The sequence below is a fragment of the Dactylosporangium sp. NPDC000244 genome, from assembly GCF_040300725.1.
GTDB lineage: Bacteria > Actinomycetota > Actinomycetes > Mycobacteriales > Micromonosporaceae > Dactylosporangium.
The window spans coordinates 24,882-47,557 of record NZ_JBEPEH010000047.1; the positions used below are offsets into that span (position 1 = coordinate 24,882).

A 22,676-nucleotide genomic window follows, 5' to 3' on the forward strand; every position below is an offset into this window, starting at 1 on the left:
CGGAGCTGTCGGACCATCCCCGCATGCGCGGGGAGCACGTCGTCGATGGCGGTCGTCATGGGGCATCTCCCGGACCATCCCCGCATGCGCGGGGAGCACGGCCGACATCAAGGCCCGGTTGGCGGAGCTGTCGGACCATCCCCGCATGCGCGGGGAGCACGTCGTCGATGGCGGTCGTCATGGGGCATCTCCCGGACCATCCCCGCATGCGCGGGGAGCACACTTTTTGACCTGCGCCGATGAAGATCGACTTCACCGATTTCATTCACTGACAAGTTGCGGCAGATCGTTCGAGGACCGGTCAGGCGCAGAGACGAGCTTCAGCTTCGGACGATACTAGGGCCTGGCCGGCACGAAGAGCGACGGCCTGGCCGAATCGGTCACACGAACGACCGTTCTCGCCAAGTGCGCATGCACGCGTTTGCCGACGGCTGGAGACGCACTCTCGAGACTCGGGCCGCCGTGACGATCACTGCCCGGTTGAACACCACGGCTAGCAAATCGACGCGAAGGCCATCACCGCGCCGCATGCGATGCCTGTCGATCCGGCGCCGTCAAGGCCGCGGCTCGCGGAACGGGCGGACCATCGCGTCCAGCAGTGAGTGCTGGTCGTCGTCGCCGCCGAGGTGCCACGTGAAGGCGCCGCGCAGGCCGTGCTCGGCGGCGAAGGCCGCGCGCTCCCCGATGGACTCGGCGTCCTCGTAGGAGACGAACGTGCGGGTCTGCGGGTGGTACAGCCACGGCGAGCGGGCCTCCGGGTGCCGGTGGCGTTCCCAGGCCGGATCGGGCAGCAGGTCCCGCGCGATGTCCCGATAGTCGCCGACGTGCACGGCACCGGCCTGCGGCTGGAACAGGCCCGGCGGCTCCGCGCGGAAGCCCCGGCCGTAGAACGGCACGCCCAGCACGAGTTTCTCCCGCGGCACGCCCTGGCTCTCGTAGTGGTCGACGGCGTCGGCCACCTCGGGCAGCGCGGCGTTGAAGGTCGCGATCGGCGAAAAGACGGTGCCGAAGTCGTACGTCATGAGGCACACGAAATCGAGCAGCCCGGCGAACGCCTCGAGCTCGTAGCTCTCCGCCGGGTCGTAGGGGCCCGCGGACTGCAGGCGCCCCGCGGGCAGGGCGGCGGTCAGCAGCCGGTCGGGGCCGAGGCGGTCGCGCAGCTCCCGGGCGAGCAGGGTGGCATTGCGCCGGTCCTCGGGGCGGTGGACGACCTCGGCCGGGCCGCCGGAGACCGGGAACTCCCAGTCCAGGTCCACGCCGTCGAAGCCGGCCGCCAGGGTCAGGCACTCGTCGGCGAACGCCGCCCGCGACGAGGCCGTGAGCGCCGCGTCCGAGAAGCCGTCCGCGGCCCAGCCGCCGACCGAGAGGATGACCTTCAGGTGCGGGTGGGCGCGGCGCAGGTACGCCAGGGTCGCGGGCGCGGCGGGCGGCAGGGTCAGGTGGCCGCGCTCGATGGTGGCGAAGGCGTAGAAGAGGTGCGTCAGGCGGCCGGCGGGGATCGCCTCGATCGGGCCCGAGTAGTAGTAGCCGCCCAGGACGGTACTCGTCGGCATGTGGTGCTCTCCCTGGTAGCGCGGGGTTTCCGTACGCCGACAGCGTACGGAAACCCGCGCCAGCTCAGTTGACGGCGAAGACGGTCAGGACGGCGGCGTGGTCGGACGGCCAGGCGTTGCCCGCCGGGTTCGACTGGGACGGGGTGCCCTCCCACAGCGCGTCCGAGGACAGCACGGTCAGCGGCCCGCGGTAGTGGACGAAGTCGATGCGGTCCTGCGGCTCGGGCTCGCCGGTGTGGGAGTCGTAGCCGTAGCCGCCGGCGAACGTCTTGTCCACCGGCGACCAGGTGTTGCCGGGGCTCTGGGCGGGGTTCGGGTGCGCCTGGCGGTACGAGTCGGTCATCCCGGCGCCGGCCGGGGCGGTCGACGTGGGCCACGGCACGTTGCCGTAGCCGCAGCGGGAGTTCCCGGCCGTCCAGTCCAGGTGGGACGGTGCGTTGAAGTCGCCGGTGAGCAGCACCGGGGTGGTCGCGGACGCGGCCAGGTCGGAGGCCATCGCGGAGATGACGCCGTTGATCTGGCCGGTGCGGCCGGAGGATGCCTCGCGGTCGAGGAGCTGTTGCACCGTGAGGTGGCCGAAGCAGGCGTCGTAGGGGCCGTACGGGGTGTAGCCGAGGTGCGCGTTCCACAGCCGCAGCGAGCGGGCACCGAGGTCGACGCGGGCCGCGACCGCCACGCCGGCGGTGGTGGGGGTCGTGGCGGTGATCGGGTAGCGGCTCAGCACCGCGACGTCGGCGTTCTGGTACGCCGACCAGCCGAGCGCGTTGGCGATCGACTGGGCCACGCCGTCCTGGTTCTCCTGGATGCCGACGACGTCGACGTCGCGTTCGAGCAGGAACTTCATGACCTTCTCGGGCCCGTTGTCCACGACGGTGGCGCCGTGCCACAGGTTCCAGCTCAGCACGCGCACCTGCGGGACGAGGGCGCCGGACTGCACCCGGATGGTGACGGTCGCGTTCGCGGTGCCGCCGCTGGTCGTGGCGCGGATGCCGACGGTCGCGGTGCCGGCCGCGGTCGGGGTGCCGGTGACCGCGCCCGTGCCGGAGACGTTCACCCAGGCCGGCCCGGAGGTCTTGGCGAAGGTCAGGCCCGCGGTGTTGCCCAGCACCAGCCCGCCGACGGTGGCCGAGTACGCGGTGCCGACCTTGGCGTTGCGCAGCGTGAACGCCGCGGTCGGGAAGTGCGGGGTGCCCGTGCCGGAGATGCGCAGCGGGACCGGTTGGGCGAGCCAGGTGTACCCGTCGTTGTAGAGGTAGTACACGATGTAGTCACCGGGCAGGAGTCCGGTCGTGGGCAGCGATGCGGTGCCGCTCGCGCCGGCCGTGTAGGTCCACTGCTCACTCTGGCCGACGAAGACCTGGTTGACCGGGCCGTTGCCGGGGTTGTGATAGAGGCCGATCCAGTTCTTCGCGTTCGGTTTCGTGGTGGCGTACGACACCTGGATCGGACTTCCCGCGGGCACTGTCGTCGAGGCGAGTGTGAGGGATCCGGTGAGCTGGAGTTTGACGGGCTGGGCGAGCCAGGTGTACCCGTCGTTGTAGAGGAAGTACAGGACGTACGCGCCGGGGGCGAGTCCCGCGGTGGGCAGGGTGCCCGAGCCGCTGGCCGACGGGGCGTAGGCCCACTTCGTCGACTGCCCGACGTAGACCTGGTTGACCGGCCCGTTGCCGGGGTCGGAGTAGAGGCCGACCCAGTTCTTCGCGTTCGGGGTGGGCGTCGAGTACGTGAACCGGATGTCCTGGCCGGCCGGGACGGAGGCGGCGGCGAGGGTCCCGTCGGCCGCGGCGAACGCGGCGGACGGGACGGGCACGACGGCGGCGAGCACCGCGAGCACGACGAGGAGGAGTCTTCGCACAGGATCTCCCGGGGATAGACGTTCGGCGATCACTTTGATCCTCGATGCCGTCTCGCCGCGGGCGCAATGCATGGCCAGCCAGACTGTCGATGAACTCTTCATGGGCGCGGCCGGTTGCCTACTGTCGGTTGATCGACTTCGAGCGGATCGCCGGGGCTTCGACCGACATCATGGTCGGCCATGTGGTTGTTGATTTCCCTCGGGGCGGTCGTGATCGGCACGATCGTCACCGTCAGTGGCATAAAGCGCATCAAGAGTTCCCGGAAGTTCCGCGCCCGGGCGGTCCGCGTCAACGGCATGGTGGTCGACAACATGTGGCGGCAGGTCGACGGCAGCGACGTCGCGATGCCGGTGTACGACTACCACACCCGCGAGGGGCACCCGATGCGCGCGACCGAGCAGGTCGGCACCAACCCGCCCCGCTACCGGCCCGGCACCCCGGTCGTCGTGCTCTACGACCCGGCCGAGCCGTACCGGGCCCAGCTGGAGGGCATGGCCGGCGCCACGAATGTGCTGCACGGCGTGTTCGTCGTGATCGGCCCGCTGGTCGCCATCGTCGGCGTGGCCTCCCTGGCCATCAACCTGATGCTGTAGCCCCTCCGGCTCCGGCAGTCCCGGCGGGCGACCCGCCGGGACTGCCGACCGGCCGCACCTCGGGACCGTAGCGCCGCACGCAGAAGTCCGAGATGCGGGTCGCGAACCTCCCCAGTTCCCGCGCGGCGTGGTGCACGGGATTCCATGCCGCGAACAGGTGTATCCGCAGCAGCCCGGCACCGGAGCGCACCCGCAACGGGACCAGGTCGAACCGCGGGTCGTCCGAGACGATCGCGACGCCGCGGCCCGCGGCGGCCAGGGCCTGCGCCACCTGCGCGTTCGTGCACTCCAGCACGGCGCCGTAGGTCAGGCCAGCCTCGTCGACGGCGCGGTCGAGGATGATGCGCGGGCGGTACTGCTCGGTCATCAGGACGAGCTGCCGGTCGACGAGCCGGTGCAGCGGGACCTCGGCCTGAGCCGTCCACGGGTCGTCGCCGCGCACGTACGCCCAGATCGGCAGCACCGCGAGCGGGATGCTCGCCAGCCCCCGCGGCGGCCGGTTGGTCACGATCGCGAGGTCCGCACCGGACTGCAGCGCGGCCAGGGCGCCGCGCGGGTCCAGCTCACGCACGATCGGTACGGGATCGTGGTGCTCCAACGTCGCCAGAAACGGGGCGAGCACGTCGGTCAGCGTCGTCGTCGGCACGGCCAGGCGCAGCACGTCGAGCCCTCCGGCCGCCAGGTGCGCGGCGGCGCGCTCGACCTCGTCCGCCTGCACGAGCAGGCCGCGCGCCCTGGCCAGGAACTCCTCACCGGCCGGGGTCAGCCGAAGTCGCCGGCCGGCGCGTTCGAACAGCGACAGCCCGATCCGCCGCTCCAGCTCGCGCAGCTGCCGGGAGAGCACGGGCTGGGTGAGGTGGAGCGCCTGGGCCGCCTTCGTGACCGACCCCTGGTCGACGGTGGCGACCAGGTAGGTCAGCAGGCGCAGATCTATGCTCACCAGACATGATTCTAGTGCCGAACAGGTGTTGGACGGCATGGTTGGTGGCAGCCCATTATCAAGACCATGGGCGATCTTGAGCGAACCGGCGTGACCACCGCCTCCACCGACGATGTCACCGCCTACATCGAGATGCTGAACCCGGCCGCCGCCGGCGGTGGCGTTTTCGCCGTGGAGAACCCCGCGACCACGAAGACCATCGCCCATGTCGCGGACGGCACCGCCGTCGAGGCCGCCGCCGCCGCGCACACCGCCGCGGCCCGCTTCCCGGCCTGGGCAGCGCTTCCGCCTCGCACCCGCGGTGAGCTGCTGAGCCGGACCCGTGAGCTGATGCTCCGCGACGCCGAGCAGCTGACCGCGCTGATCTGCGCCGAGAACGGCAAATCACACGCCGACGCGCGAGCAGAGGTCGAATACGCGGCGGAGTTCTTCCGCTGGTACGCCGAGGAGGCGGTCCGCTCCGGTGGGGACTACGGGCCGTCGCCGGCCGGTGGCACCCGCACGATCGTCACCCACAAGCCGGTCGGCGTCGCCGCGCTGGTCACGCCCTGGAACTTCCCGGCCGCCATGGCCGCGCGCAAGATCGCCCCCGCACTCGCCGCGGGCTGCACGGTGGTGCTGAAGCCTGCCGCCGAGACACCGCTCACCGCCCTGGCGATCGCACGGCTGCTCGAGGAGGCCGGCGTGCCCGCCGGTGTCGTCAACGTCGTCGCGGGCCTGGACGCCGCCGGGATCGTGACCACCTGGCTCCGGCATCCCGACGTCCGCAAGCTCTCCTTCACCGGGTCGACCGGCGTCGGGCGGACCCTGCTGCGGCAGGCGGCGGACCGGGTGCTGAACACATCGATGGAGCTCGGCGGCAACGCACCGTTCATCGTCACCGCGACCGCCGATGTCGCGGCCGCGGTCGACGGAGCGATGATCGCCAAGTTCCGCAACGGCGGTCAAGCGTGCACGGCGGCGAACCGGTTCTACGTGCACGAGAGCGTCGCGGAGCAGTTCACCGCCGACCTCGGGGCGCGGGTGGAGGCGCTCACCGTCGGCCCCGCACAGTCAGGCGCCGACGTCGGGCCGCTGATCTCGAAGCGAGCCCTTGCCGGGGTCACCGACCTGGTGGAGCAGGCTCTCGCCGCCGGGGCACGGCTGGCGTACCGGTCGCGGCCGGCGACCGCCGAGGGATACTTCTACAGCCCGGCCGTCGTCACCGATGTCCCGGCCGACTCCCCGCTCGTGCGCGAAGAGATCTTCGGGCCGGTCGCCGCGATCGTGACCTGGAGCGATCCCGAGCAGCTCCTGGCGATGGTCAACGACACCGAGTACGGGCTCGCCGCCTACGTGTACGGCGAACTCGGCGATGCGCTGCGGCTCGCGGAGCGTATCGACGCCGGAATGGTCGGCATCAACCGTGGCCTCGTCTCCGATCCCGCGGCGCCGTTCGGCGGTGTCAAGCAGAGTGGCATCGGACGCGAAGGGGCCCGGGCCGGCATCGAGGAGTACCTGGAAACCCGGTACTTCACCATCGCCTGGTAAAGCCCGAGGACCTCGCGCTCTTCCCGGCGCCGGGTCACGGGCTGGGCTCGACGCCGGCGATCGCGATGCGCAGCAGCCGGGCGGCCAGTTCCGGGTCGCCCTCGGCCTGGATGGCGATGCCGTTGGCCAGGGCGAGCAGGTCGTCGACGGCGATCCCGGGGCGCAGCCGTCCGGCCCCGGCCGCGACCGTCGCGAGCTCGGCGGCCACGTCCGCGAGGACGCCGTGGCAGCCGCTGGTCGCGGCCCCGGCCGGCCGCAGCGACACGGCGAGCCCGCGAGTGGTGGCGGTGTAGCGGGTCAGCTCCTCCAGCCAGGCGGTCAGCCCGTCGCCGCCCGCGGTCGCGCCGAGTTCCCGGCCGCGGGCCGCCAGCCGCTCGACGCCCTCGATGAAGACCTCGGTCAGCAGGGCCTCGCGGGATCGGAAGTGCCGGTGCAGGGTGGCCGAGCCGACGCCGGCCCGGCGGGCGAGCGGTGGGGCGCCTTCCCGGCCCACTACTGGCGCAGCAAGATCGAGGCCGAACGGGTGGTTCGCGAGGCCAGCTTCGATGCTTGGACCATCCTGCGGCCGGCCGGCTTCATGGAGAACCTGCGGCCGCCGTCGCTGTGGTTCGCGGGCTTCACGTCGAACCGGCTGACGGTCGTCAACGACCTCGACGCGATCCGCCCGTGGGTCGCGGTCCGGGACATCGGCGCGGCCGCGCTCGCGGCGCTCGCGGACCCGGGGCGCTTCCACGAGGTCGTGCTGGAGCTCGCGGGCGACGAGGTGTCCCTGCGCCGCGCGGTCGAGATCCTCAACGCCGTCCGGGCGGAGCCGATCGAGCTGCCGGACAGTCCGGAGCAGGCGATCGCCTGGGGTGTCCCGCCGGAGCTGGCGAAGTCGCAGCGGCGGATGGACACCTACCCGGCCCCGGCCCGCCCGGCGATGGCCGCGGCGTTCGGCATCGCGACGACGACCTTCGAGCGGTGGGCTCGCTCGCACTAGAGATCCCAGCGAACACCCAGCTCGTGGTCGTACCGTCAGGTCGCATACATCCGGCGTTCATGTGAATGGAGCGGAGCATGGCAGGTACGGCAACGGAGCAGACCTGGATCACCGACGACGACACCTCGCCCGTGGCACGACTGCGCCGGGCCGAGCTCCGCGTCGCCCACCTGGAGGGCCAGGTCGAGGCGCTGCAGGCCCAGATCGCCGCGCTGGAGGCGGCCGACGAGCACCACCGGGCCGAGCTGACCACCGCGCACACCGAGGCCGCCGAGGCGACGGCCACGGCCCGCGAGGCCCAGGCCCGCGCCGAGGAGCGCCGCCTGCTCATCGACGAGCTCCGGCGGCAGCTCGCCGCCGCTCAGGCGAGCGAGGCGCCCGTCGCCCCGGACGCCAAGGGGAGCTGGCTGAGCCGCCGACGCTGAGATCCGCCGCGCAGGCAACGCGGACGCGCCCGGGACACGTCAATCGTCGTGAGAGGAATGGAGGGCCGATGCGGAGCGATGCCGAGCCTGATCCGCCGGACGACGATGGCGGCCCGGGCGCGACGGAGGAGCTGGAGCAGTGGGCGCGGCGCCTGCTCGCCACCTGCGATGCGGTGACGCTGCTGCGGTGCCTCGCCGAGGTCGACCCCGATCCGTTCGCCCGGGGTCCGCTCGTCAAGGTCCGCACCGTCCGGCGGGTGATCACCATGCCGGGCGGCCGCCTCGTGGCACTGGAGTTCCCGGCGATCCGCCGCCGGCGCGGGTAGGCGGCCCCTACTCGCGTCCGGGGCAGCCGAATCGGCCGTCCCGGGCGCGAGTGGCTGCCCAACCCGCGACGGCCGGCGCTGTACCGTCGGCGGCGTTGATCACCAGTCGCGCCATTCACCGGCCGCCTCGTCGACGCCGCGGCGTTCCAGCAGCGCCTCGACGTCGATGCCGGCCCCGGCGAGGACGTCTTCGATGTACTCGCTCAACTCCTCCCGGGTCATGGTCTCGATGTGTTCACCGAACGCCAGGTCGACGTCGTTGAGCGCTACCACGACCCGTTCGACCGCGGCCCACACCGCCTCGTCCGTCGGCGGATTCAGGCTCGCGACCTCCTGCTCGTACGCCTCCAGGGCCGCGTCCACCGCAGCGACGAACGGCGGCGGGAAGAACGTCAGCGCGTATGCCTCTTCTCGCGGCATCGTCCCGGCGGCGACCGCCGCTTCCTGCTCCGCCGTCTCCCGCCGCCACCGATGGGTCAAACGCTCGATCATGGCGACAGCGTAGGCGGCGACGACGATCCCACGGCCGCCGACCGTGGCTACTACGAACGGCCGCGGAACCAGCGCCGCAAGCTCAGCGTGACGAGCAGGCCCGCGGTGAGCCAGCCGAGGGGGCGTTCGGGTTGGGCGATGGCGAGCACGGCCGACACGAGAGCGAGCAGCGTCAGCGCAATGGTGGCCAGGGTGCTCGCCGTGCGGCCGCGGTACATGGTCAATCGATCCAGGCGTGCGCGGGCCGGCACGGCGAGCCGGCGGCCCCGGGCGCGTAGGCCGGCGGCACGGTTCGGGCGGGGAACCGCGTCCGGGGCGCGGGCCGGGAGGTCGATCAGCACTTCCGGCGGCAGGGCCGCGTCGATGCGGGCCGCCGCATCGCTCGGCAGACGGAACAGGGTGGGCTCGATCTGCACGGCGATGGCGTCCGGGCCGATCAGGTGGCGTGCCCCGTCGGGAAAGCGCAGGGCGGCAACGCATTCGGTGAACAGCACGGTGCTCGGGGCGTGCGGGCGGACGACGCTCACGCCGTCGGCGCCGAGGACGAGGACGGTGTTCGGGTCGGTGCGTGAGCGGTGCCGGGTGCCGGTGACGGCGAAGCGCGAGTACGACGGTGCGGCCTCGAATCCGGCGGGCGGTCGTCGCACCCCCGTTCTCGGCACCATGAGCAGCGCCGAGCGCTCGGCGTCGGCGGCCACCTCACGCACGTCTGCGGCGGTGAGTGAGCGGAAGCCCTCGACCAGCTCGGCGGTGGTGGCGGCGTCGAATCCGCACAACAGGTCGGCGGCACGACGTGGCAGCAGGTTCGCGTCGGCATCGGCGCTGTCCAGCACAGCGAGCTCGCGGGCGCGGACCGTCTCGAGCTCCGCCGGGTCGACCTCGGTGGTGGCCAGCCGGTGGACCTCGGCGAGGAAGCCGTCGAGGACCTCGCCGAGCTGGGCGGGGCGACCGTCGGCAACGGCGGTGACGTAGGCGTGTGGCCGGCCGTCGGTGGTGTACGCGGCGGCGGCCGTGTACGACAGGCCGCCTTCCTGCCGCAGCTGCCGGAACAGGGCCCGATCCAGCAGCCGGGCGTAGGCGGCCGCGGCGCGGGTTCGCGGTACCGGCGCGTTCATGACCACCGCGGGCGCGGCGCCGGTGAACCAGGCGGGCGTCACCGGCAGCGCCGACGACTCGGGCGGCGGCGGCCACCGGTCGCCGTCGGGCAGGTCGAGCCGCAAGCCCGGCGGGATGTCGTCGCCTGCGATCCACAGCGCGGCGTTGGCGCGGTTGAACCTCGTCCGCGCCCATTCGGCCACCTGCTCGGCGGTAAGGGAGTGGATGCCCCACTCGGGCAGACCGGCGAGGCCGTAGTCGCGCGCGCCGTAGCGGTACACCGCCAGCGGCAGGCCGACAGGGTCGGCGCGGTTGTCCGCCTCGGTACCCAGGATCCGCTGCTCCACCCCGAGACGCTCCAGCGGCAGCTCGCGCAGGCCGGCGCACACCTCGTGCAGGAAGGCGGCCACCGACTCCGGGGTACCCTGCGTGACGAACTGGGTGGTCGTCATGCCGGTCATGCCGTTGGCGTCGTGCCCCAGGCCGCCCTGGCGATGCAGGGCGAGGTGCTCGACGAGGTGCGTGATGCCACCGGTGGCCGCGGTCTCGTCGGCGCGGCCGACGCGGAACACCAGCCCGGCCCGCGTCGGGCCACCGCCCCCGGGCGCGAGCAGCACCGGCACGCCGTCGATCTCGGTGTGTTGGGTCGCGTGCATGGCTACCGCCCCGACCGGGGCATCGCGCGCCGGGCGGCGCGCACGATCGGCTTCCACTGCGGCGCGACGAGCTCCCAGCCGTACGGCGAGATCCGGTCGCCCAGCGCGGCGAAGTGATCCGACGCCGATCCGAGGTGACCGCCGTAGTACAGCGCGAAGGCGAACGTGGAGTGTGCGGTGACCCAGCCGTGCACCGGGCGGAAGTCCGGGTGCAGGACGGTGTGCTCGGCGGCGCTCTCCACGGCCCGGCGCGGACCGCTCTGGCCGAGGTACCGGTGCATCGCGGACAGCGTTTCGCCGTCGAGCGCGTGCTCGATGTGGGCGTCGGCCACGACCGCGCCGCTGAGCGAGCCGGGGGCGCCGTCCCGCCGGCACTGCTCGGCGAACGCGTCGACCTGCGCGAACGTGCCGCCCCACTTCGGGCAGAGGTTCTGCACCAGCTGCGCCTGGGCGCGGTACGGCGCATCGCAGTGCTCGGCGGCCCGCTCGTACCGCCGGCGCGCCTCGTCCAGGCCCAGGCTCATGGCCCGGGCGGTGGTGATCCGCTCCGTCCAGGCCGCCGCGTCGGTGGGGTCGATCGCGGTGGCGTCGGCGAGCAGCCGCTCGGCGCGGCCGATGTAGTCGTGGAACACCCGCCACTGCGCCTGGGTGACGTACTTGGCGCGGGCGCTGGTGCGCGCCGCCCACCCGATGACGATGCACCGGGCGCCGAGCAGCGTACGGGGCAGCGCCGCGTCCCGCTCGGCGTCCACCGCCGCCTGCAGGAACCGCTCGGCGCCGGACGAGGTCGCGACCAGCCGGAGGGCCACCGAGTGGTCGGAGCGGGGCGCGAGGGCCGCGAAGTACGCCGAGACACCGCCCCAGTCGCCCGCGCGTACCGCCCGGCGCAGCGGCGCCAGGTCCGGATAGTGCGCGACGGGGTCGGTGCGCACGGGGCCGAGGCCCAAAGCTCGCAAGATCACGCGCGCGATCGTACGGCCCGGCGCCGATTTGTGTGGCCCGCCGAACGGGCCCTTTCCAATGCGGGCCCTCGGTCGCCGAGCACGAGCAGGTCCGCGCGTTCGGTGTCCCATCGGGCGATCGTCGCGGTGCTGTACGGGCTCTCGCCGGGCCGCAGGCCGTGGGTGTCGCGGACGTGCGCGATCGCGTCGGCGAGGATGTCGGCGAGCGGTGTGCCGTGGCCGGGCAGGCGTCCGGTGAGGGCCTGGCCGAGGGTGCGGGCGTACCAGCCGCCGTCCCGGGGATCCGGCCCGTCGTACGTGTGCAGCCAGGAGGTCGCGCCGTCGAGGACCGCGGCGGCGCCGTCGACCACGATGAGCTGGTCCTGGTTGGTGGCGCGGTCTCCGCGCAGGGTCGCCGCGGATGCGATCCAGGTCATGCGCGGGCGGCGAAGTCGTCGAGGATGGTCTCGGTGGCGGTCGCGCCGAAGCGGGTGGCGCCGGCCTCGTGCAGGGTCAGCAGCGTGTCGAGGGTGCGGACGCCGCCGGCGGCCTTGACCTCGATGGACGGGGACACCGCGGCCCGCATGAGCCGGATGTCGGCCAGGGTCGCGCCGCCGGGGGCGAAGCCGGTGCTGGTCTTCACGAAGTGGGCGCCGGCACGCTCGGCGAGGCGGCAGCCGGTGACCTTCTCCGCGTCGGTGAGGTACGCGTTCTCGAGGATGACCTTCACGATCCGGCCCTGGGCGGCGGCGACGACCGCGGCGATGTCGTCGTGGACGTAGCCGGTGTCGCCGTCGCGGAGCCGGCCGATGTGCAGGACCATGTCGATCTCGTCGGCGCCGGCCTCGACGAGCGCCCGGGTCTCGGCCGCCTTGACGGCGGTCGTGGTGTCGCCGTGCGGGAAGCCGGCCACGGTGCCGACGAGCACGCCGGTGCCGGCGAGGGCGGTCACGGCGAGCGGGACGTCCGACGGGCGGACGCAGACCGAGGCGACCTCGCGGCGGGCCGCGATCTCGCAGCCGTGCCGGACGTCGGCGGTGGTCAGCTCGGGGCGCAGCAGCGAGTGGTCGATCATCTTGGCGACGTTCATGCGGGTGCCTGCACGTCGAACGTGACCCGCAGGGCATAGCGGGAGCCGACATAACGGCTGATCGTGTACTCCAGCGGCGCCGCCTCCTGGTCGACGATGAGCCTGGTCTCGACGAGCAGTGGCTCGTCCTCGGGCACCTGGAGCCGGCCGCCGTCGGGGCCGGCCGGCTGGGCCGTCAGGGTCGAGGAGCCCAGCGTCGGGCGCAGCCCGAGACCGTGCAGCGTGCGGTGCAGGGACCCGCCCTCGAGGTCGGCGTCGAGCAGCGCGGTCAGGTGGGCGGGGAAGCAGGCGTACTCCACCGCGAGCGGCGTCCCGTCGGCCATCCGCACGCGGACGATCGAGACCACGCGGGGCGCGGACGCGGTGAGCCCCAGCGCCGCCGCCTCCTCGCCGGACGCGGCCCGGACCTCGGCCTCGACCAGCCGCGACGAGGGTGTGCGGCCCCAGCTGCGGACCTGGTCCTGGAAGCTCATGAGGGTGCCGGCGGCGCGGGGTGCGGGCCGCTGCCGCACGAACGTCCCCCGGCCCTGGATTCGCTCGATCAGCCCGTCGGCCTCGAGCGCGTTGAGCGCGGCCCGCATGGTCATGCGCGCGACGCCGAACTCCGCCGCGAGCACTGCTTCGGCCGGCAGCGCGTCACCGGGCCGGGCTCCGGCGAGGCGCATGCGCAGTTCCCGCTCGATCCGCACGTACAGTGGCGCTTTCACCACACGTCCTCCAAGTCATCTAGACAACCTAGATGTTGGCACGGTCGTGCGGGGGATGTCCAGGGTTCCGGTGCCGCCGCGGGGTCAGGAGGCCGCCGGCGAGCGGTACGAGACGCCGTGCGAGTCCTCGCAGTGGGGGCCGTCGAGGCTCGCCTCGCGGCCGGTGAACACGGTGGGACCGGTGCCGGCATGGTCGACCTGGAGCGTGCTGTGCGTGATGCGGTACTCCTGCCGCAGCATGGTCTCGATGGCGGCGCGCACGGCGTGGCAGTCGCGGCCCGCCGTGACGAGCACGTGGGCGGACAGGGCCGGCTCGCCGGAGGTGATCTCCCAGACGTGCAGGTCGTGGACCTCGACCACGCCGCTGACCGCTGCCAGCCGCGCCCCCAGCGCGGGCGGGTCGATGCCGGTCGGGGCCGCCTCGAGGAAGATACGCCCGGACGCGCGGATGAGCCCGATCCCGGCCTTGAACATCAGCACCACGACGACGAGGGTGGCGATTGGGTCGGCCCGGGTGAAGCCGGTCAGCACCATGACGAGGCCGGCGGCCGCGGTGGCGATGAACGCGAACAGGTCGTTGAGGATGTGCTGGAACGCGCCCTCGACGTTGAGGCTGGACCGGTTCGCCCGCGACATCGCCCACGCCGCGGCGAGGTTGACCACGATCCCGGCGAGCGCCGTGACCAGCACGAGCCCGCCGGCGACCTCGGGCGGGTGCATGAGCCGGCGGATCGCCTCGAAGCCGAGCCAGCCGCCAAGGATGATCATGGTGAGCCCGTTGGCCTGCGCCGAGAGGATCTCGGCCCGTTTCAAGCCGAAGGTGTACCCCCCTTTCGGCGGCCGCGCCGCCAGCCGCATGGCCACGAGCGCGAGCACGATGGCGCCCGCGTCGGTCAGCATGTGCGCGGCATCGGAGAGCAGCGCAAGGGAGCGGGCGAGGAGCCCGACGACGACCTCGCCGGCCATGAAGACGCCGATCAGGCCGAGCGCGAGGGTGAGCCAGCGCCGGTCGGCATCCGCGGCCACTCCGTGAGCGTGACCACCGTGCCCATGGTCATCGTGCTCATGACCATCGTGCTGCTGACCACCATGCTCGTGGTCACCGACGTGCTCGTGGTCATGACGCTCGGTGTCGCTGCTGCTCATGACAAGCGGCCTCTCGTGACCCGGAACCTCGACGTATGCGGGATGCCGCATATGTCACCACCGTACTCTCCCATCGCAACGCACGCTGGAGGGAATGGCGACACCCCCGGGAGGCGGCTGACCGAAAGGCGTCTCCGGCTCGAACTTCGAGTGACGGTAGTAGTACGGTACCGGGGCTCGATTCTGAATCTTGAGGAGTTGCCGTCATGGCGAACGGTGGCCCGCGGCGCCTGGCCGCGTACAGCGCGGCGATCGCGGCCGGCCTGATGGCCACCCTGCTGCCGGCCGCCCCCGCGTCCGCGCACGTGAAGGTCAGCGCGGACAAGCCGCACGCGAGCGCCCGGAACGTGACGATCACGTTCACCAGCGAGGGTGAATCCTCGCGGGCCGGCATCAGCGCCGAACGGGTCGCGCTGCCGGAGGGCATCGAGATGGGCGACGTGGAGCTGGTCGACGCCCCGCAGGGGTGGTCGTTCAGCGCCGGGACGGAGGGCTACACGATCTCCGGCCCCGCGCTGAAGCCGCGGGCCGACGCGGTGCACAAGATCCGCATCGCACAGTTGCCGGCGACGGCCCGCATGCTGGCCTTCAAGACGCTGGAGACGTACAGCGACGGCAGTGTCACCCGCTGGATCGACCTGCCGGAGGCGGGCAACCCGGAGCCCGAGCATCCGGCCCCGGTGCTCATGCTGCAACCGGCGGCCTCCACTCCCGGCACCGCCCACAGCGCCGCCCCGAGCGTCGCGGCCACCGAGCCCGCGGCCGCGAGCCCGACGCCGGTCGCCGCGAACCAGGACACGAGCCAGAACACCGCGGGCACGGTGACGGCGATCGCGCTCATGACCGTGGCCCTGCTGGTCGTCGCCGGCGTCCTGCTCCTCGTCGTCCGCACCCGCCGGCGCCGCACCACCCCGTAGCGGCGCTACGGCACGTCGGAGGCGCAGCGGAAGCCGCAGTGTCCGGTCGAGCTGTCCGGGGTGCTCCCCGTGCGGGCGGCGACCCGGTAGCGGTTGCAGTAGCTGACGTGGCACAGGTATGAGCCGCCGCGCATCGCACGGGCCGCGCCCGACGGCGGGCCCTTCGGGTCGATGCGGGTCTGGCGGGTCGCTTCCCGGTGCCAGTCGGCGCTGAACCAGTCGGCGCACCACTCCCAGACGTTGCCGGAGGTGTTGTACAGGCCGAATCCGTTGGCCTCGAACGCGCCGACCGGTGCGGTGCCGGCGTAGCCGTCCTCGGCGGTGTCCAACCGGGGGAACGTGCCCTGCCAGGTGTTGCACCGGTGCACCCCGCCGGGTGCCAGCTCGTCGCCCCAGGGGAAGCGGGCTCGTTCGCGCCCGCCGCGGGCGGCCATCTCCCACTCGGCCTCGGTCGGCAGCCGTTTGCCCGCCCAGGCGGCGAAGGCGACGGCGTCGTGCCACGACACGTGTACCACCGGGTGGTCGGAGCGGTCGGTGATGTCCGAGCCGGGCCCGTCGGGGCGGCGCCAGTCAGCGCCCTCGACCGCGAGCCACCACGGCGCCCCGGGCACGGTCGCGTCCATGACGTGCGGCCGTGCCGCCGGGTGCAGCAGCCGATGGAATACGAAGGACCAGCCGAACTGCTCGGCCTCGGTACGGTGTCCGGTCGCCGCGACGAAGGCCGCGAACCGTGCGTTGCTCACGGCCGTCGTATCGATCCGGAACGCCGAAAGCGTCACCTCGCGGATCGGGCCCTCCCCGTCGGCGGGGAACGCGTCGGGGTCGTCGCCACCCATGAGGAAGGTCCCGGCGGGCACCGTCACCATCGCGGCGTCGTCGGTGCCGCGGCCGGCGGACGGGGCGGCGGGTCGGCCGGTGGACGGTTCGGCGGCGCCGGGTGGCGGTACCCGCCCGGGAGAGCAGCAGCTGTTGGTCATCCTTGCCCTTTCGGCACGGTGTCGGTCACGGCTGGTGCGCCAGGAGGTCCAGCAGGAACAGCACACCGAAGAGGGCGTTGCCGGCGGCCACGGTGACCAGGGGCCGCGCCGACACCGGCCCGGGCCGCTCGGGCCGGGTCAGGGTGCGCCGGCGCCGGCGGGCGGTCACGAACGTCACGGCGGCGAGCGCGAACGCCATCGCGACGAGCAACAGGACCGCCAGGTCGGTCCGGTCGCGCAGGTAGCGCGGGATGAACAGCACCCCGTTCGCCAGGCAGCACGCGGCGGTGCGGGTCCACGCGATCGCGGTACGTTCGGCCTGCAGGCCGGGGTCGAGGCGCGCCATTCACGGCCCGGCCAGCATCATGACGCACACGCCGAGCCCGGCGGCGGCCAGCCCGGCCGCCACCACCCAGACGGCCGCCGAGCCGGGCAGCGGCCGGCCGCGGCGCATCGCACGCTGCACGGTACGCCAGCGCAGCACAGCGGCGATCGCGACGACGACGCTGAGGACGGTGAAGCCCAGTCCGGTCGCCTCCCGCACGGCCGGGCGGCCGAGCAGCGGCACGAACTGCACGACGGCGACGCCCGCGGCCATGAGCGCGAGTGAGGTGCGCAGCCAGGCCAGCACCGTTCGCTCGTTGGCGAGCGTGAAGCGGTAGTCGGGCTCGCGCTCGACCTCCGGCGCGGCGGTGGTCTCGACGGCCTCCGCGTCCTCGCCCCGCCTGCCCGGGGCGGCCCTGAAGACCGATTCGGCCGGCACGGCGCTCAGTCCATCGCCAGCGGCCGGTCGGCGGCCGGGTGCGGTTCGGTCACCGTCGGGCCGAGGTCGATGAGCACCTCGTGCAGGGTGCCGGCGAAGGTGAACGGCGGTTCGTAGTGCGGGCTCACCGGCGACGGCGAGTTGTGCCCGCACTGCAGCGACAGGCAGCCGAGGCCGGCCGGCAGTACGGCGGGAACGGGAGCCCGGTGCACTTCCACGCCGTCGACGGTGAACGCGGCCTCGGCCCCGCTGTGGTCGCCCGCGAGCGTCAGGGCGACGGCCGCCGGTCCCAGGGCCAGCGGCTCGGGTGCGGTCACGACGGTGTGCCGACCGGCGAGGTTGAGGTCGAGGCTCAGCCGGCCGTCGGCGACGAAGAAGCTGAACCCCGCGGCCCGCCGCCCGTAGGCGAGCAGGACGCCGTCGTCGCCGGGCCGGTGCCGTTCGAGGCGTGCGGTGACGGTGAAGTGGCGCCCCGCGAAGTCCGGGCCGGCCGGTCCGTTGGCCAGCCGCGCGCCCGGCAGCAGCCGGTACCGGGTCCTCGCCCATGCCGGGTCCTTGACCGCGACCCGGCTCTGCATCCGGTCGTCGAGCGGCAGGACGCCGTAGGCCCGTGCGTCGTCCCACCAGGCTGTCACGAGGTCCGCGACGATCGCCGGATGTTCGGCGGCGAGGTCGTGCAGTTCGGCGAAGTCCTCGTCGAGGCGGTACAGCTCGAACCGGTCGGTGTCGAACGGGGTGCCGGGCAGGTGGGTGGTGACGGCCTTCCAGCCGTCGCGGTAGATGCCGCGGTGCCCGGCCGTCTCGAAGTACTGCTGCCTGCGCCGACCGGTGGTGCCGGGCTCGTCCAGCGTGTAGAGCATCGACGTGCCGTGCACGGGAAGCTGCGGCACGCCCCGGTAGGAGGCGGGGGCCTGCACTCCGGCCGCCTGCAGCACCGTCGGCAGGACGTCGATGACGTGGTGGAACTGGGTGCGCACCGTGCCGGGCGCGGCGATCCTGCCGGGCCAGTGCACGATGAGCGGCGCGCGCACGCCGCCGCCGAACGTGTGCTTCTTGTACAGCTTCAGCGGGGTGTTGCCGGCCTGGGCCCATCCGGACGGGTAGTGGTTGTGGGTTGCCGGGCCGCCGAGTTCGTCGATCTGCTCCAGCGCGTCCTCGAACCGGTCGGCGAGGCCGAGGAAGTAGCGGTACTCGTTGGCCGAGCCGTCGGCGCCGCCCTCGCCGCTGGCGCCGTTGTCGGACAGCACGACGAGCAGGGTGTTGTCGAGCTCGCCGATGCCGCGCAGGTATTCGACGAGCCGGCCGATCTGCGCGTCGGTGTGCTCCATGAACCCGGCGAACACCTCCTGCATCCGGGCGTAGAGACGGTGCTGGTCGCCGTCCAGGTCGGCCCAGTTCGCCACGCCCTCGTTCGGCGGTGGCAGGGTCGTGCCCGGCGGTACGACGCCGAGCGCGATCTGGCGCTGCAGGGTGTGCTCGCGCTCGACGTCCCAGCCGTGGTCGAAGCGGCCGCGGTAGCGCTCGAGGTATTCACGGGGCGCCTGGTGCGGCGCGTGGCAGGCGCCGAACGCCAGGTAGAGGAAGAAGGGCCGGTCGGGGGCGGCGCTGACGTGGTCGGCGACGTAGCGCTGGGCCCGGTCGACGAGGTCCTCGCTGAGGTGGTAGCCGTCGCGGCGGGGCGGCTCGACGTGGTGCTGGTCCTGCCACAGGTCGGGCGCCCACTGGTCGTCCTCGCCCCAGAGGAAACCGTAGTAGCGGTCGAAGCCGCGGCCGGTCGGCCACTGGTGGAACGGCCCGGCCGGGGTCATGTGCGCGGGCGGGGTCAGGTGCCACTTGCCGACGGCGTAGGTGCCGTAGCCGCCGTCGCGCAGCATCTCGGCGAGGGTCGCCGCGCGCGGGGTGACCGCGCCGCGGTAGCCGGGGAAACCGGTGTCGAAGTCGGCCAGGAACCCGACCCCGACCGCGTGGTGGTTGCGCCCGGTCAGCAGGCTCGACCGGGTGGTCGAGCACAGGCCGGTCACGTGGAAGTTGGCGAACCGGGCACCGTCCGCGGCGAGGGCGTTCATGGCCGGCGTGTGGGTCGCCGCGCCGTAGCAGCCGATCTGGCCGTATCCGACATCGTCGAGGACGATCATCACGATGTTCGGCGCGCCGTCGCCGGGCCGGACGGCCGGGGCCCACCAGGGGGTCGATTCGGCGACGGTGTCGGCGACGACACCGCCGAAGGGCGCCGGCTCCAGCCGCGGGTCGGGGTGCTGCATGTCGGATCCGTTCAGCTCGGTGGGCATGTCAGTCGTTCACCTCGTGGCCGCGGCCGGGGCCGCCGTCGAGCAGCTCGATCACGACCTGCCGGAGCGTGCCGGTGAACGGGAACGGCCCGTCGCCGCCCGCGCGTACCGGGGACAGCCGGTCGCCGCCGACGTCGAGCCCCTGGAAGGCCACGAAATGCTCGAAGGTTTCGGCCAGGTGGGAGGAGGCTGCCGGCTCCGCGTCGACGAGCAGGGTCACGTCGCAGGCCGTCCCCCGCCCGGTCGGTTCGACCCGGACCGCCACCGCGCTATCTCCGGCCGGCAGCGGCTGAGGCGTGCGGGTGATGTGATGCGTGCCGTAGTGGTTGAAGTCGAATTCCAGGTGCCCGTCGCGCACCAGCAGGGCGAAGCCGCTGTTGACGCTGCCGAAGGCGAGCAGGACGCCGTCGCCGACGCCGGCGGGACGCTCGATCGCGGCGCTGATCTCGAACGGGTGACCGGCCACGACGGGGGCGGCGCCCGTGCCGATGTGATGCATGCCGTTGTGGAAGACGAACCGGCTGCGGTTGCGTGGCGAGTCGGGCCGGATGTTGACCGTCGCCCGCTCGGCGAAGCCGCGGTCGTCCAGCGGCAGCACCTTGTTGCGTCCGGCCTCGGCCCACCACGCGTCGACGAGTTCGGCAAGCTTGTCCGGCATCTGGGCGGCCAGGTCGGTGCTCTCGGAGAAGTCCTGCTCCAGGTGGTAGAGCTCCCAGCGGTCCTCGTCGTAGTCCGCGCCGCGTTGGTGGAACGCGACGGCCTTCCATCCGTTCTTCCAGATGGCCCGGTGACCGAGGGTCTCGAAGTACTGCGCGCGAGGGTCGATCGCGGCCGTGGGGTCGGTGAGGGTACGGCGCATGCTCACCCCGTCGATCGGCAGCTGCGGCAGGCCGCCGAGCGCGGCGGGCGGCTCGATGCCGATCAGGTCCAGCACGGTGGGGACGATGTCGGTGACGTGGTGGAACTGGTCGCGGATGCCCCCGCGAGGCAGGTCGGCCAGGGCGCGGGGCGGCCGCACGATCATCGCGGTGCGGATGCCCCCGGCGTGGGTGTTCTGCTTGTACCGCTTGAGCGGCGTGTTGCCCGCCTGCGCCCAGCCGAGCGGGTAGTTGACATGCGCGGTGCGTCCGTCGATCTCGTCGAGGCGGGCCAGGTTCTCGGCCAGGGACGGGAAGCGGCCGTTCTCGTAGGACGTGGTGTCGAGCACGCCGTGCGGGCCGCCCTCCTGGCTGGCGCCGTTGTCCGACACCACCACGACGATGGTGTCCTCGAGCCGGCCGATCTCCTCGAGGTAGGCCACCAGCCGGCCGAGTTCGTGATCGGTGTGGTCCAGGAACCCGGCGTACACCTCCTGGAAGCGGGCGTAGAGCCGCTGCGCCTGCGGGTCGAGGTCCGCCCAGGCGGGCACCCCTTCGTTGGCCGGCGGCAGCTCGGTGCCGGCCGGGATGACGCCGGTCTCGAGCTGCCGCTCGTAGCGGCGGCGGCGGATGACGTCCCAGCCTTCGTCGTAGCGCCCGTGGTACTTGGCCACGAAGTCGGCGGGTGCCTGGAACGGGGTGTGGGTGGCGCCGAAGGCGAGGTACAGGAAGAAGGGCTTCTCGGGTGTCATCGAGGTCTGGTCGCGGATGAGCCCGATGGATCGGTCGATGAGGTCGGTGGTGAGGTGGTAGTCCTCGTCGCGGGTGTCCGGCGGGGGTACCGGCGAGTTGTCGCTGTACAGCTCGGGGAAGTAGTGGTCGGTCAGGCCTTCCAGAAACCCGTAGTAGCGTTCGAAGCCGCGGCCGAGCGGCCACTGGTCGTAGGGTCCGGCGGCGGTCGTCTCGTCCATCGGGGTGAGGTGCCACTTGCCGACGGCGAAGGTGTTGTAGCCGTGTTCGCGCACCATCTCGGCGAGTGTGGCGGCCCGGTGGGTGATCCGTCCGCGGTAGCCCGGGTAGCCGTCATCGACGTGGGACAGGTAGGCCATCCCGACGGCGTGGTGGTTGCGCCCGGTCAGCAGGCTCGCGCGGGTCGGGGAGCACAGCGCCGTCGCGTGGAAGTTGGTGAACTGCACACCCTCGGCGGCGAGCCGGTCCATCACCGGTGTGTCGATCTCCGAGCCGTAGCAGCCGAGGCTGCCGAAACCCATGTCGTCGAGGACGACGAACACGACGTTGGGCCGCCCGGTCGACGTCGGCCGGCTCGGCCACGACGGCACGGAGTCGCGGTAGGTGCGTCCGATGCGGCCGGCGAAGGGCTCCTGGACGGTGTCCGACACGTCGGTGTTCCTCTCGAGTCAGTGGATCGATCTACTTCAGTGCCGACGGCGGCTGCGGCGGTGGGCTGAAGGGGGTGCGGTCAGGCGGCCGGGCAGCCGCACGAGCGGCGCACGACGAGGTCGGGCTGCAGCAGGACGACCTCGGGCTCGGCCAGAGGGTCGTCCATCAGGCGCAGCAGCGCGGTGGCGGTGCGCCGGCCGACCTCGCGGCCGTTGGCGGCCACGGACGAGATCGGCGGCTCCCACAGCGCGGCCTCGTCGACGTCGTCGAACGCGACGACCCGGACCCGATCGACCAGGTCGGGCGCGACATCGCGCAAGGCGCGGTAGACGCCGAACGCGACGGGGTCGTTGTGACACACGATCGCGTCCGGTATCGGGCCCTCGGCGAGCAGCCGGGCGGCCGCCTCGCTGGCCCAGCGGCCCAGCGCGGGCCCGGTGCGGTGCGCGATCAGCCGCGCGCCGGGCACCCGGGCCAGGGCCGCATTGAGGCCCGTCATCCGGTCCTGCCGCGGACGCAGGCCGACCAGGCCGCCCAGGTAGACGAACTGCCGGCAACCGTGGGCGAGCAGGTGCTCCCCGGCCAGCTCGCCACCGCGGACGTTGTCGATGCCGACGTAGGTGGTGCGATGGGCCGCCTCCGCCCGGATCGTGACCACGGTGGGGATGCCGGTCGCGGCGAGCCGGTCGGCGAACGCCTCGTCGGTGCCGAGCGCGGGCAGCACCACGAGGCCGTCGACGCGGTTCTCGATGAGCGCCCGCAGCAGCCGGTCCTGGCGCTGCGGGTCCTCGAACGCATTGGCCGTGAGCAGCAGCAGGCCGCGCTCGGCCAGTGCCGACTCGAGACTGATCGCCATCTCGCCCATGAATGCGTACGCCGGGTCCGGCAGGATCAGCCCGACGGTCTTGGTCTGGCTGGCCCGCAGCGACGCCGCGCCACGGTGGTAGACGTAGCCGAGCGCCCGCATCGAGGACCGCACCCGCTCGCGGGTGCTGTCGCTGAGGTTCCCGGCGTCGCGGATCACCAGCGACGCGGTGGCGCGCGAGACCCCGGCGTGGGCGGCCACGTCGGCCAGGGTGACGCGCTTGTTCACGATGGACGCTCCAATCTCGCGCGGCATCTTACATCGGCAACGGTCGGT

General features: G+C 72.8%; 24 protein-coding genes. 6 read left to right on the plus strand and 18 right to left on the minus strand.

The genetic code is table 11. The features are described from left to right. Positions 1 to 554: 554 nt before the first annotated feature. Both ABT369_RS47395 and ABT369_RS47400 read right to left on the minus strand, forming a co-directional pair. Positions 555 to 1,553, minus strand: coding sequence for a glycoside hydrolase family 18 protein (locus ABT369_RS47395; protein ID WP_350623389.1), 999 nt, complete (start codon positions 1,551 to 1,553; stop codon positions 555 to 557). 64 nt (positions 1,554 to 1,617) lie between these two features. Next, positions 1,618 to 3,408 carry an endonuclease/exonuclease/phosphatase family protein gene (locus ABT369_RS47400; RefSeq protein WP_350623391.1) on the minus strand — a complete coding sequence of 597 codons (1,791 nt, stop codon included), beginning with the start codon at positions 3,406 to 3,408 and terminating at the stop codon, positions 1,618 to 1,620. Positions 3,409 to 3,588: 180 nt separating this feature from the next. Between ABT369_RS47400 and ABT369_RS47405 the strand changes: the two genes are divergently transcribed. After that, a complete protein-coding gene (locus tag ABT369_RS47405; protein WP_350623393.1) occupies positions 3,589 to 4,002 on the plus strand; it encodes a DUF3592 domain-containing protein in 414 nt (137 codons plus the stop codon). On the opposite strand, the gene ABT369_RS47410 is transcribed toward ABT369_RS47405, so the two are convergent. Continuing rightward, positions 3,986 to 4,942: a LysR family transcriptional regulator gene (locus tag ABT369_RS47410; RefSeq protein ID WP_350623395.1), complete on the minus strand. Its 957-nt coding sequence runs from the start codon at positions 4,940 to 4,942 to the stop codon at positions 3,986 to 3,988. The two genes, ABT369_RS47405 and ABT369_RS47410, sit on opposite strands and share 17 nt — an antisense overlap. A 66-nt stretch (positions 4,943 to 5,008) precedes the next feature. Here ABT369_RS47410 and ABT369_RS47415 point away from each other — a divergent pair, with 66 nt between their 5' ends. Then, positions 5,009 to 6,472 carry an NAD-dependent succinate-semialdehyde dehydrogenase gene (locus ABT369_RS47415; protein WP_350623397.1) on the plus strand — a complete coding sequence of 488 codons (1,464 nt, stop codon included), beginning with the start codon at positions 5,009 to 5,011 and terminating at the stop codon, positions 6,470 to 6,472. Positions 6,473 to 6,506: 34 nt separating this feature from the next. Here ABT369_RS47415 and ABT369_RS47420 read toward each other — a convergent pair whose 3' ends face one another. After that, positions 6,507 to 6,965, minus strand: coding sequence for a TetR/AcrR family transcriptional regulator (locus tag ABT369_RS47420; protein WP_350623399.1), 459 nt, complete (start codon positions 6,963 to 6,965; stop codon positions 6,507 to 6,509). A gap of 30 nt (positions 6,966 to 6,995) precedes the next feature. Between ABT369_RS47420 and ABT369_RS47425 the strand changes: the two genes are divergently transcribed. The 3 genes from ABT369_RS47425 (at position 6,996) to ABT369_RS47435 (ending at position 8,205) form a co-directional block, all read left to right on the plus strand. Then, on the plus strand, positions 6,996 to 7,454 hold the full coding sequence (locus ABT369_RS47425; RefSeq protein ID WP_350623401.1) for a Rossmann-fold NAD(P)-binding domain-containing protein: 459 nt from the start codon (positions 6,996 to 6,998) through the stop codon (positions 7,452 to 7,454). Positions 7,455 to 7,531: 77 nt separating this feature from the next. Then, entirely contained in the window at positions 7,532 to 7,879 is a 348-nt protein-coding gene (locus ABT369_RS47430; protein ID WP_350623403.1) for a hypothetical protein, read from the plus strand. Positions 7,880 to 7,947: 68 nt separating this feature from the next. Continuing rightward, the gene (locus tag ABT369_RS47435; protein ID WP_350623405.1) at positions 7,948 to 8,205 is read left to right on the plus strand and encodes a hypothetical protein; all 258 of its coding nucleotides are present in this window, start codon (positions 7,948 to 7,950) and stop codon (positions 8,203 to 8,205) included. 99 nt (positions 8,206 to 8,304) lie between these two features. Here the strand turns inward: ABT369_RS47435 and ABT369_RS47440 are convergent, their stop codons facing one another. The 8 genes from ABT369_RS47440 to ABT369_RS47475 all read right to left on the minus strand — a co-directional run bounded on the left by ABT369_RS47440 (position 8,305) and on the right by ABT369_RS47475 (position 14,307). Continuing rightward, entirely contained in the window at positions 8,305 to 8,697 is a 393-nt protein-coding gene (locus ABT369_RS47440) for a DUF5713 family protein (RefSeq protein ID WP_350623407.1), read from the minus strand. A 50-nt stretch (positions 8,698 to 8,747) separates the two neighbouring features. Next, positions 8,748 to 10,448, minus strand: coding sequence for a M16 family metallopeptidase (locus tag ABT369_RS47445; protein ID WP_350623408.1), 1,701 nt, complete (start codon positions 10,446 to 10,448; stop codon positions 8,748 to 8,750). A gap of 2 nt (positions 10,449 to 10,450) precedes the next feature. After that, positions 10,451 to 11,410 (minus strand): hypothetical protein, encoded by a 960-nt coding sequence (locus tag ABT369_RS47450; RefSeq protein ID WP_350623410.1) that lies wholly within the window; start codon positions 11,408 to 11,410, stop codon positions 10,451 to 10,453. Further along, a complete protein-coding gene (locus ABT369_RS47455) occupies positions 11,407 to 11,826 on the minus strand; it encodes a hypothetical protein (RefSeq protein WP_350623412.1) in 420 nt (139 codons plus the stop codon). The genes ABT369_RS47450 and ABT369_RS47455 overlap by 4 nt, the downstream gene beginning before the upstream one ends. Then, positions 11,823 to 12,479 carry a deoxyribose-phosphate aldolase gene (gene deoC / locus ABT369_RS47460; protein WP_350623414.1) on the minus strand — a complete coding sequence of 219 codons (657 nt, stop codon included), beginning with the start codon at positions 12,477 to 12,479 and terminating at the stop codon, positions 11,823 to 11,825. Before deoC ends, ABT369_RS47455 begins: the two co-directional genes overlap by 4 nt. After that, the gene (locus tag ABT369_RS47465) at positions 12,476 to 13,186 is read right to left on the minus strand and encodes a GntR family transcriptional regulator (protein ID WP_350623416.1); all 711 of its coding nucleotides are present in this window, start codon (positions 13,184 to 13,186) and stop codon (positions 12,476 to 12,478) included. Before ABT369_RS47465 ends, deoC begins: the two co-directional genes overlap by 4 nt. An 84-nt stretch (positions 13,187 to 13,270) precedes the next feature. After that, positions 13,271 to 14,212, minus strand: a complete 942-nt coding sequence (locus tag ABT369_RS47470; protein WP_350623418.1) for a cation diffusion facilitator family transporter — start codon at positions 14,210 to 14,212, stop codon at positions 13,271 to 13,273. After that, positions 14,164 to 14,307 (minus strand): hypothetical protein, encoded by a 144-nt coding sequence (locus tag ABT369_RS47475; protein ID WP_350623420.1) that lies wholly within the window; start codon positions 14,305 to 14,307, stop codon positions 14,164 to 14,166. Before ABT369_RS47475 ends, ABT369_RS47470 begins: the two co-directional genes overlap by 49 nt. Positions 14,308 to 14,538: 231 nt before the next feature. Between ABT369_RS47475 and ABT369_RS47480 the strand changes: the two genes are divergently transcribed. Continuing rightward, positions 14,539 to 15,249 (plus strand): DUF1775 domain-containing protein, encoded by a 711-nt coding sequence (locus tag ABT369_RS47480; protein WP_350623422.1) that lies wholly within the window; start codon positions 14,539 to 14,541, stop codon positions 15,247 to 15,249. A gap of 5 nt (positions 15,250 to 15,254) precedes the next feature. Here ABT369_RS47480 and ABT369_RS47485 read toward each other — a convergent pair whose 3' ends face one another. The 6 genes from ABT369_RS47485 to ABT369_RS47510 form a co-directional block, all read right to left on the minus strand. Continuing rightward, a complete protein-coding gene (locus ABT369_RS47485; RefSeq protein ID WP_502891919.1) occupies positions 15,255 to 16,226 on the minus strand; it encodes a formylglycine-generating enzyme family protein in 972 nt (323 codons plus the stop codon). 25 nt (positions 16,227 to 16,251) lie between these two features. Then, positions 16,252 to 16,572, minus strand: a complete 321-nt coding sequence (locus ABT369_RS47490) for a DUF202 domain-containing protein (RefSeq protein WP_350623424.1) — start codon at positions 16,570 to 16,572, stop codon at positions 16,252 to 16,254. Beyond that, positions 16,573 to 16,989: a YidH family protein gene (locus ABT369_RS47495; RefSeq protein WP_350623426.1), complete on the minus strand. Its 417-nt coding sequence runs from the start codon at positions 16,987 to 16,989 to the stop codon at positions 16,573 to 16,575. It lies immediately after the preceding gene. A 5-nt stretch (positions 16,990 to 16,994) separates the two neighbouring features. Beyond that, positions 16,995 to 19,277: an arylsulfatase gene (locus ABT369_RS47500; RefSeq protein WP_350623428.1), complete on the minus strand. Its 2,283-nt coding sequence runs from the start codon at positions 19,275 to 19,277 to the stop codon at positions 16,995 to 16,997. 1 nt (position 19,278) lies between these two features. Beyond that, positions 19,279 to 21,534 (minus strand): arylsulfatase, encoded by a 2,256-nt coding sequence (locus tag ABT369_RS47505; RefSeq protein ID WP_350623430.1) that lies wholly within the window; start codon positions 21,532 to 21,534, stop codon positions 19,279 to 19,281. An 80-nt stretch (positions 21,535 to 21,614) separates the two neighbouring features. Beyond that, on the minus strand, positions 21,615 to 22,628 hold the full coding sequence (locus ABT369_RS47510; RefSeq protein WP_350623432.1) for a LacI family DNA-binding transcriptional regulator: 1,014 nt from the start codon (positions 22,626 to 22,628) through the stop codon (positions 21,615 to 21,617). Positions 22,629 to 22,676: the final 48 nt, after the last annotated feature.

Excerpts from the sequence above, each read along its gene's own strand:
- ABT369_RS47405 (WP_350623393.1), top strand. The coding sequence starts at position 3,589 with ATGTGGTTGTTGATTTCCCTCGGGGCGGTCGTGATCGGCACGATCGTC.
- ABT369_RS47430 (WP_350623403.1), top strand. The coding sequence starts at position 7,532 with ATGGCAGGTACGGCAACGGAGCAGACCTGGATCACCGACGACGACACC.
- ABT369_RS47490 (WP_350623424.1), bottom strand. The coding sequence starts at position 16,572 with ATGGCGCGCCTCGACCCCGGCCTGCAGGCCGAACGTACCGCGATCGCG.
- ABT369_RS47445 (WP_350623408.1), bottom strand. The coding sequence starts at position 10,448 with ATGCACGCGACCCAACACACCGAGATCGACGGCGTGCCGGTGCTGCTC.
- ABT369_RS47440 (WP_350623407.1), bottom strand. The coding sequence starts at position 8,697 with ATGATCGAGCGTTTGACCCATCGGTGGCGGCGGGAGACGGCGGAGCAG.
- ABT369_RS47455 (WP_350623412.1), bottom strand. The coding sequence starts at position 11,826 with ATGACCTGGATCGCATCCGCGGCGACCCTGCGCGGAGACCGCGCCACC.
- deoC (WP_350623414.1), bottom strand. The coding sequence starts at position 12,479 with ATGAACGTCGCCAAGATGATCGACCACTCGCTGCTGCGCCCCGAGCTG.
- ABT369_RS47395 (WP_350623389.1), bottom strand. The coding sequence starts at position 1,553 with ATGCCGACGAGTACCGTCCTGGGCGGCTACTACTACTCGGGCCCGATC.
- ABT369_RS47475 (WP_350623420.1), bottom strand. The coding sequence starts at position 14,307 with ATGACCACGAGCACGTCGGTGACCACGAGCATGGTGGTCAGCAGCACG.
- ABT369_RS47485 (WP_502891919.1), bottom strand. The coding sequence starts at position 16,226 with ATGACCAACAGCTGCTGCTCTCCCGGGCGGGTACCGCCACCCGGCGCC.
- ABT369_RS47415 (WP_350623397.1), top strand. The coding sequence starts at position 5,009 with ATGGGCGATCTTGAGCGAACCGGCGTGACCACCGCCTCCACCGACGAT.
- ABT369_RS47435 (WP_350623405.1), top strand. The coding sequence starts at position 7,948 with ATGCGGAGCGATGCCGAGCCTGATCCGCCGGACGACGATGGCGGCCCG.
- ABT369_RS47480 (WP_350623422.1), top strand. The coding sequence starts at position 14,539 with ATGGCGAACGGTGGCCCGCGGCGCCTGGCCGCGTACAGCGCGGCGATC.
- ABT369_RS47500 (WP_350623428.1), bottom strand. The coding sequence starts at position 19,277 with ATGCCCACCGAGCTGAACGGATCCGACATGCAGCACCCCGACCCGCGG.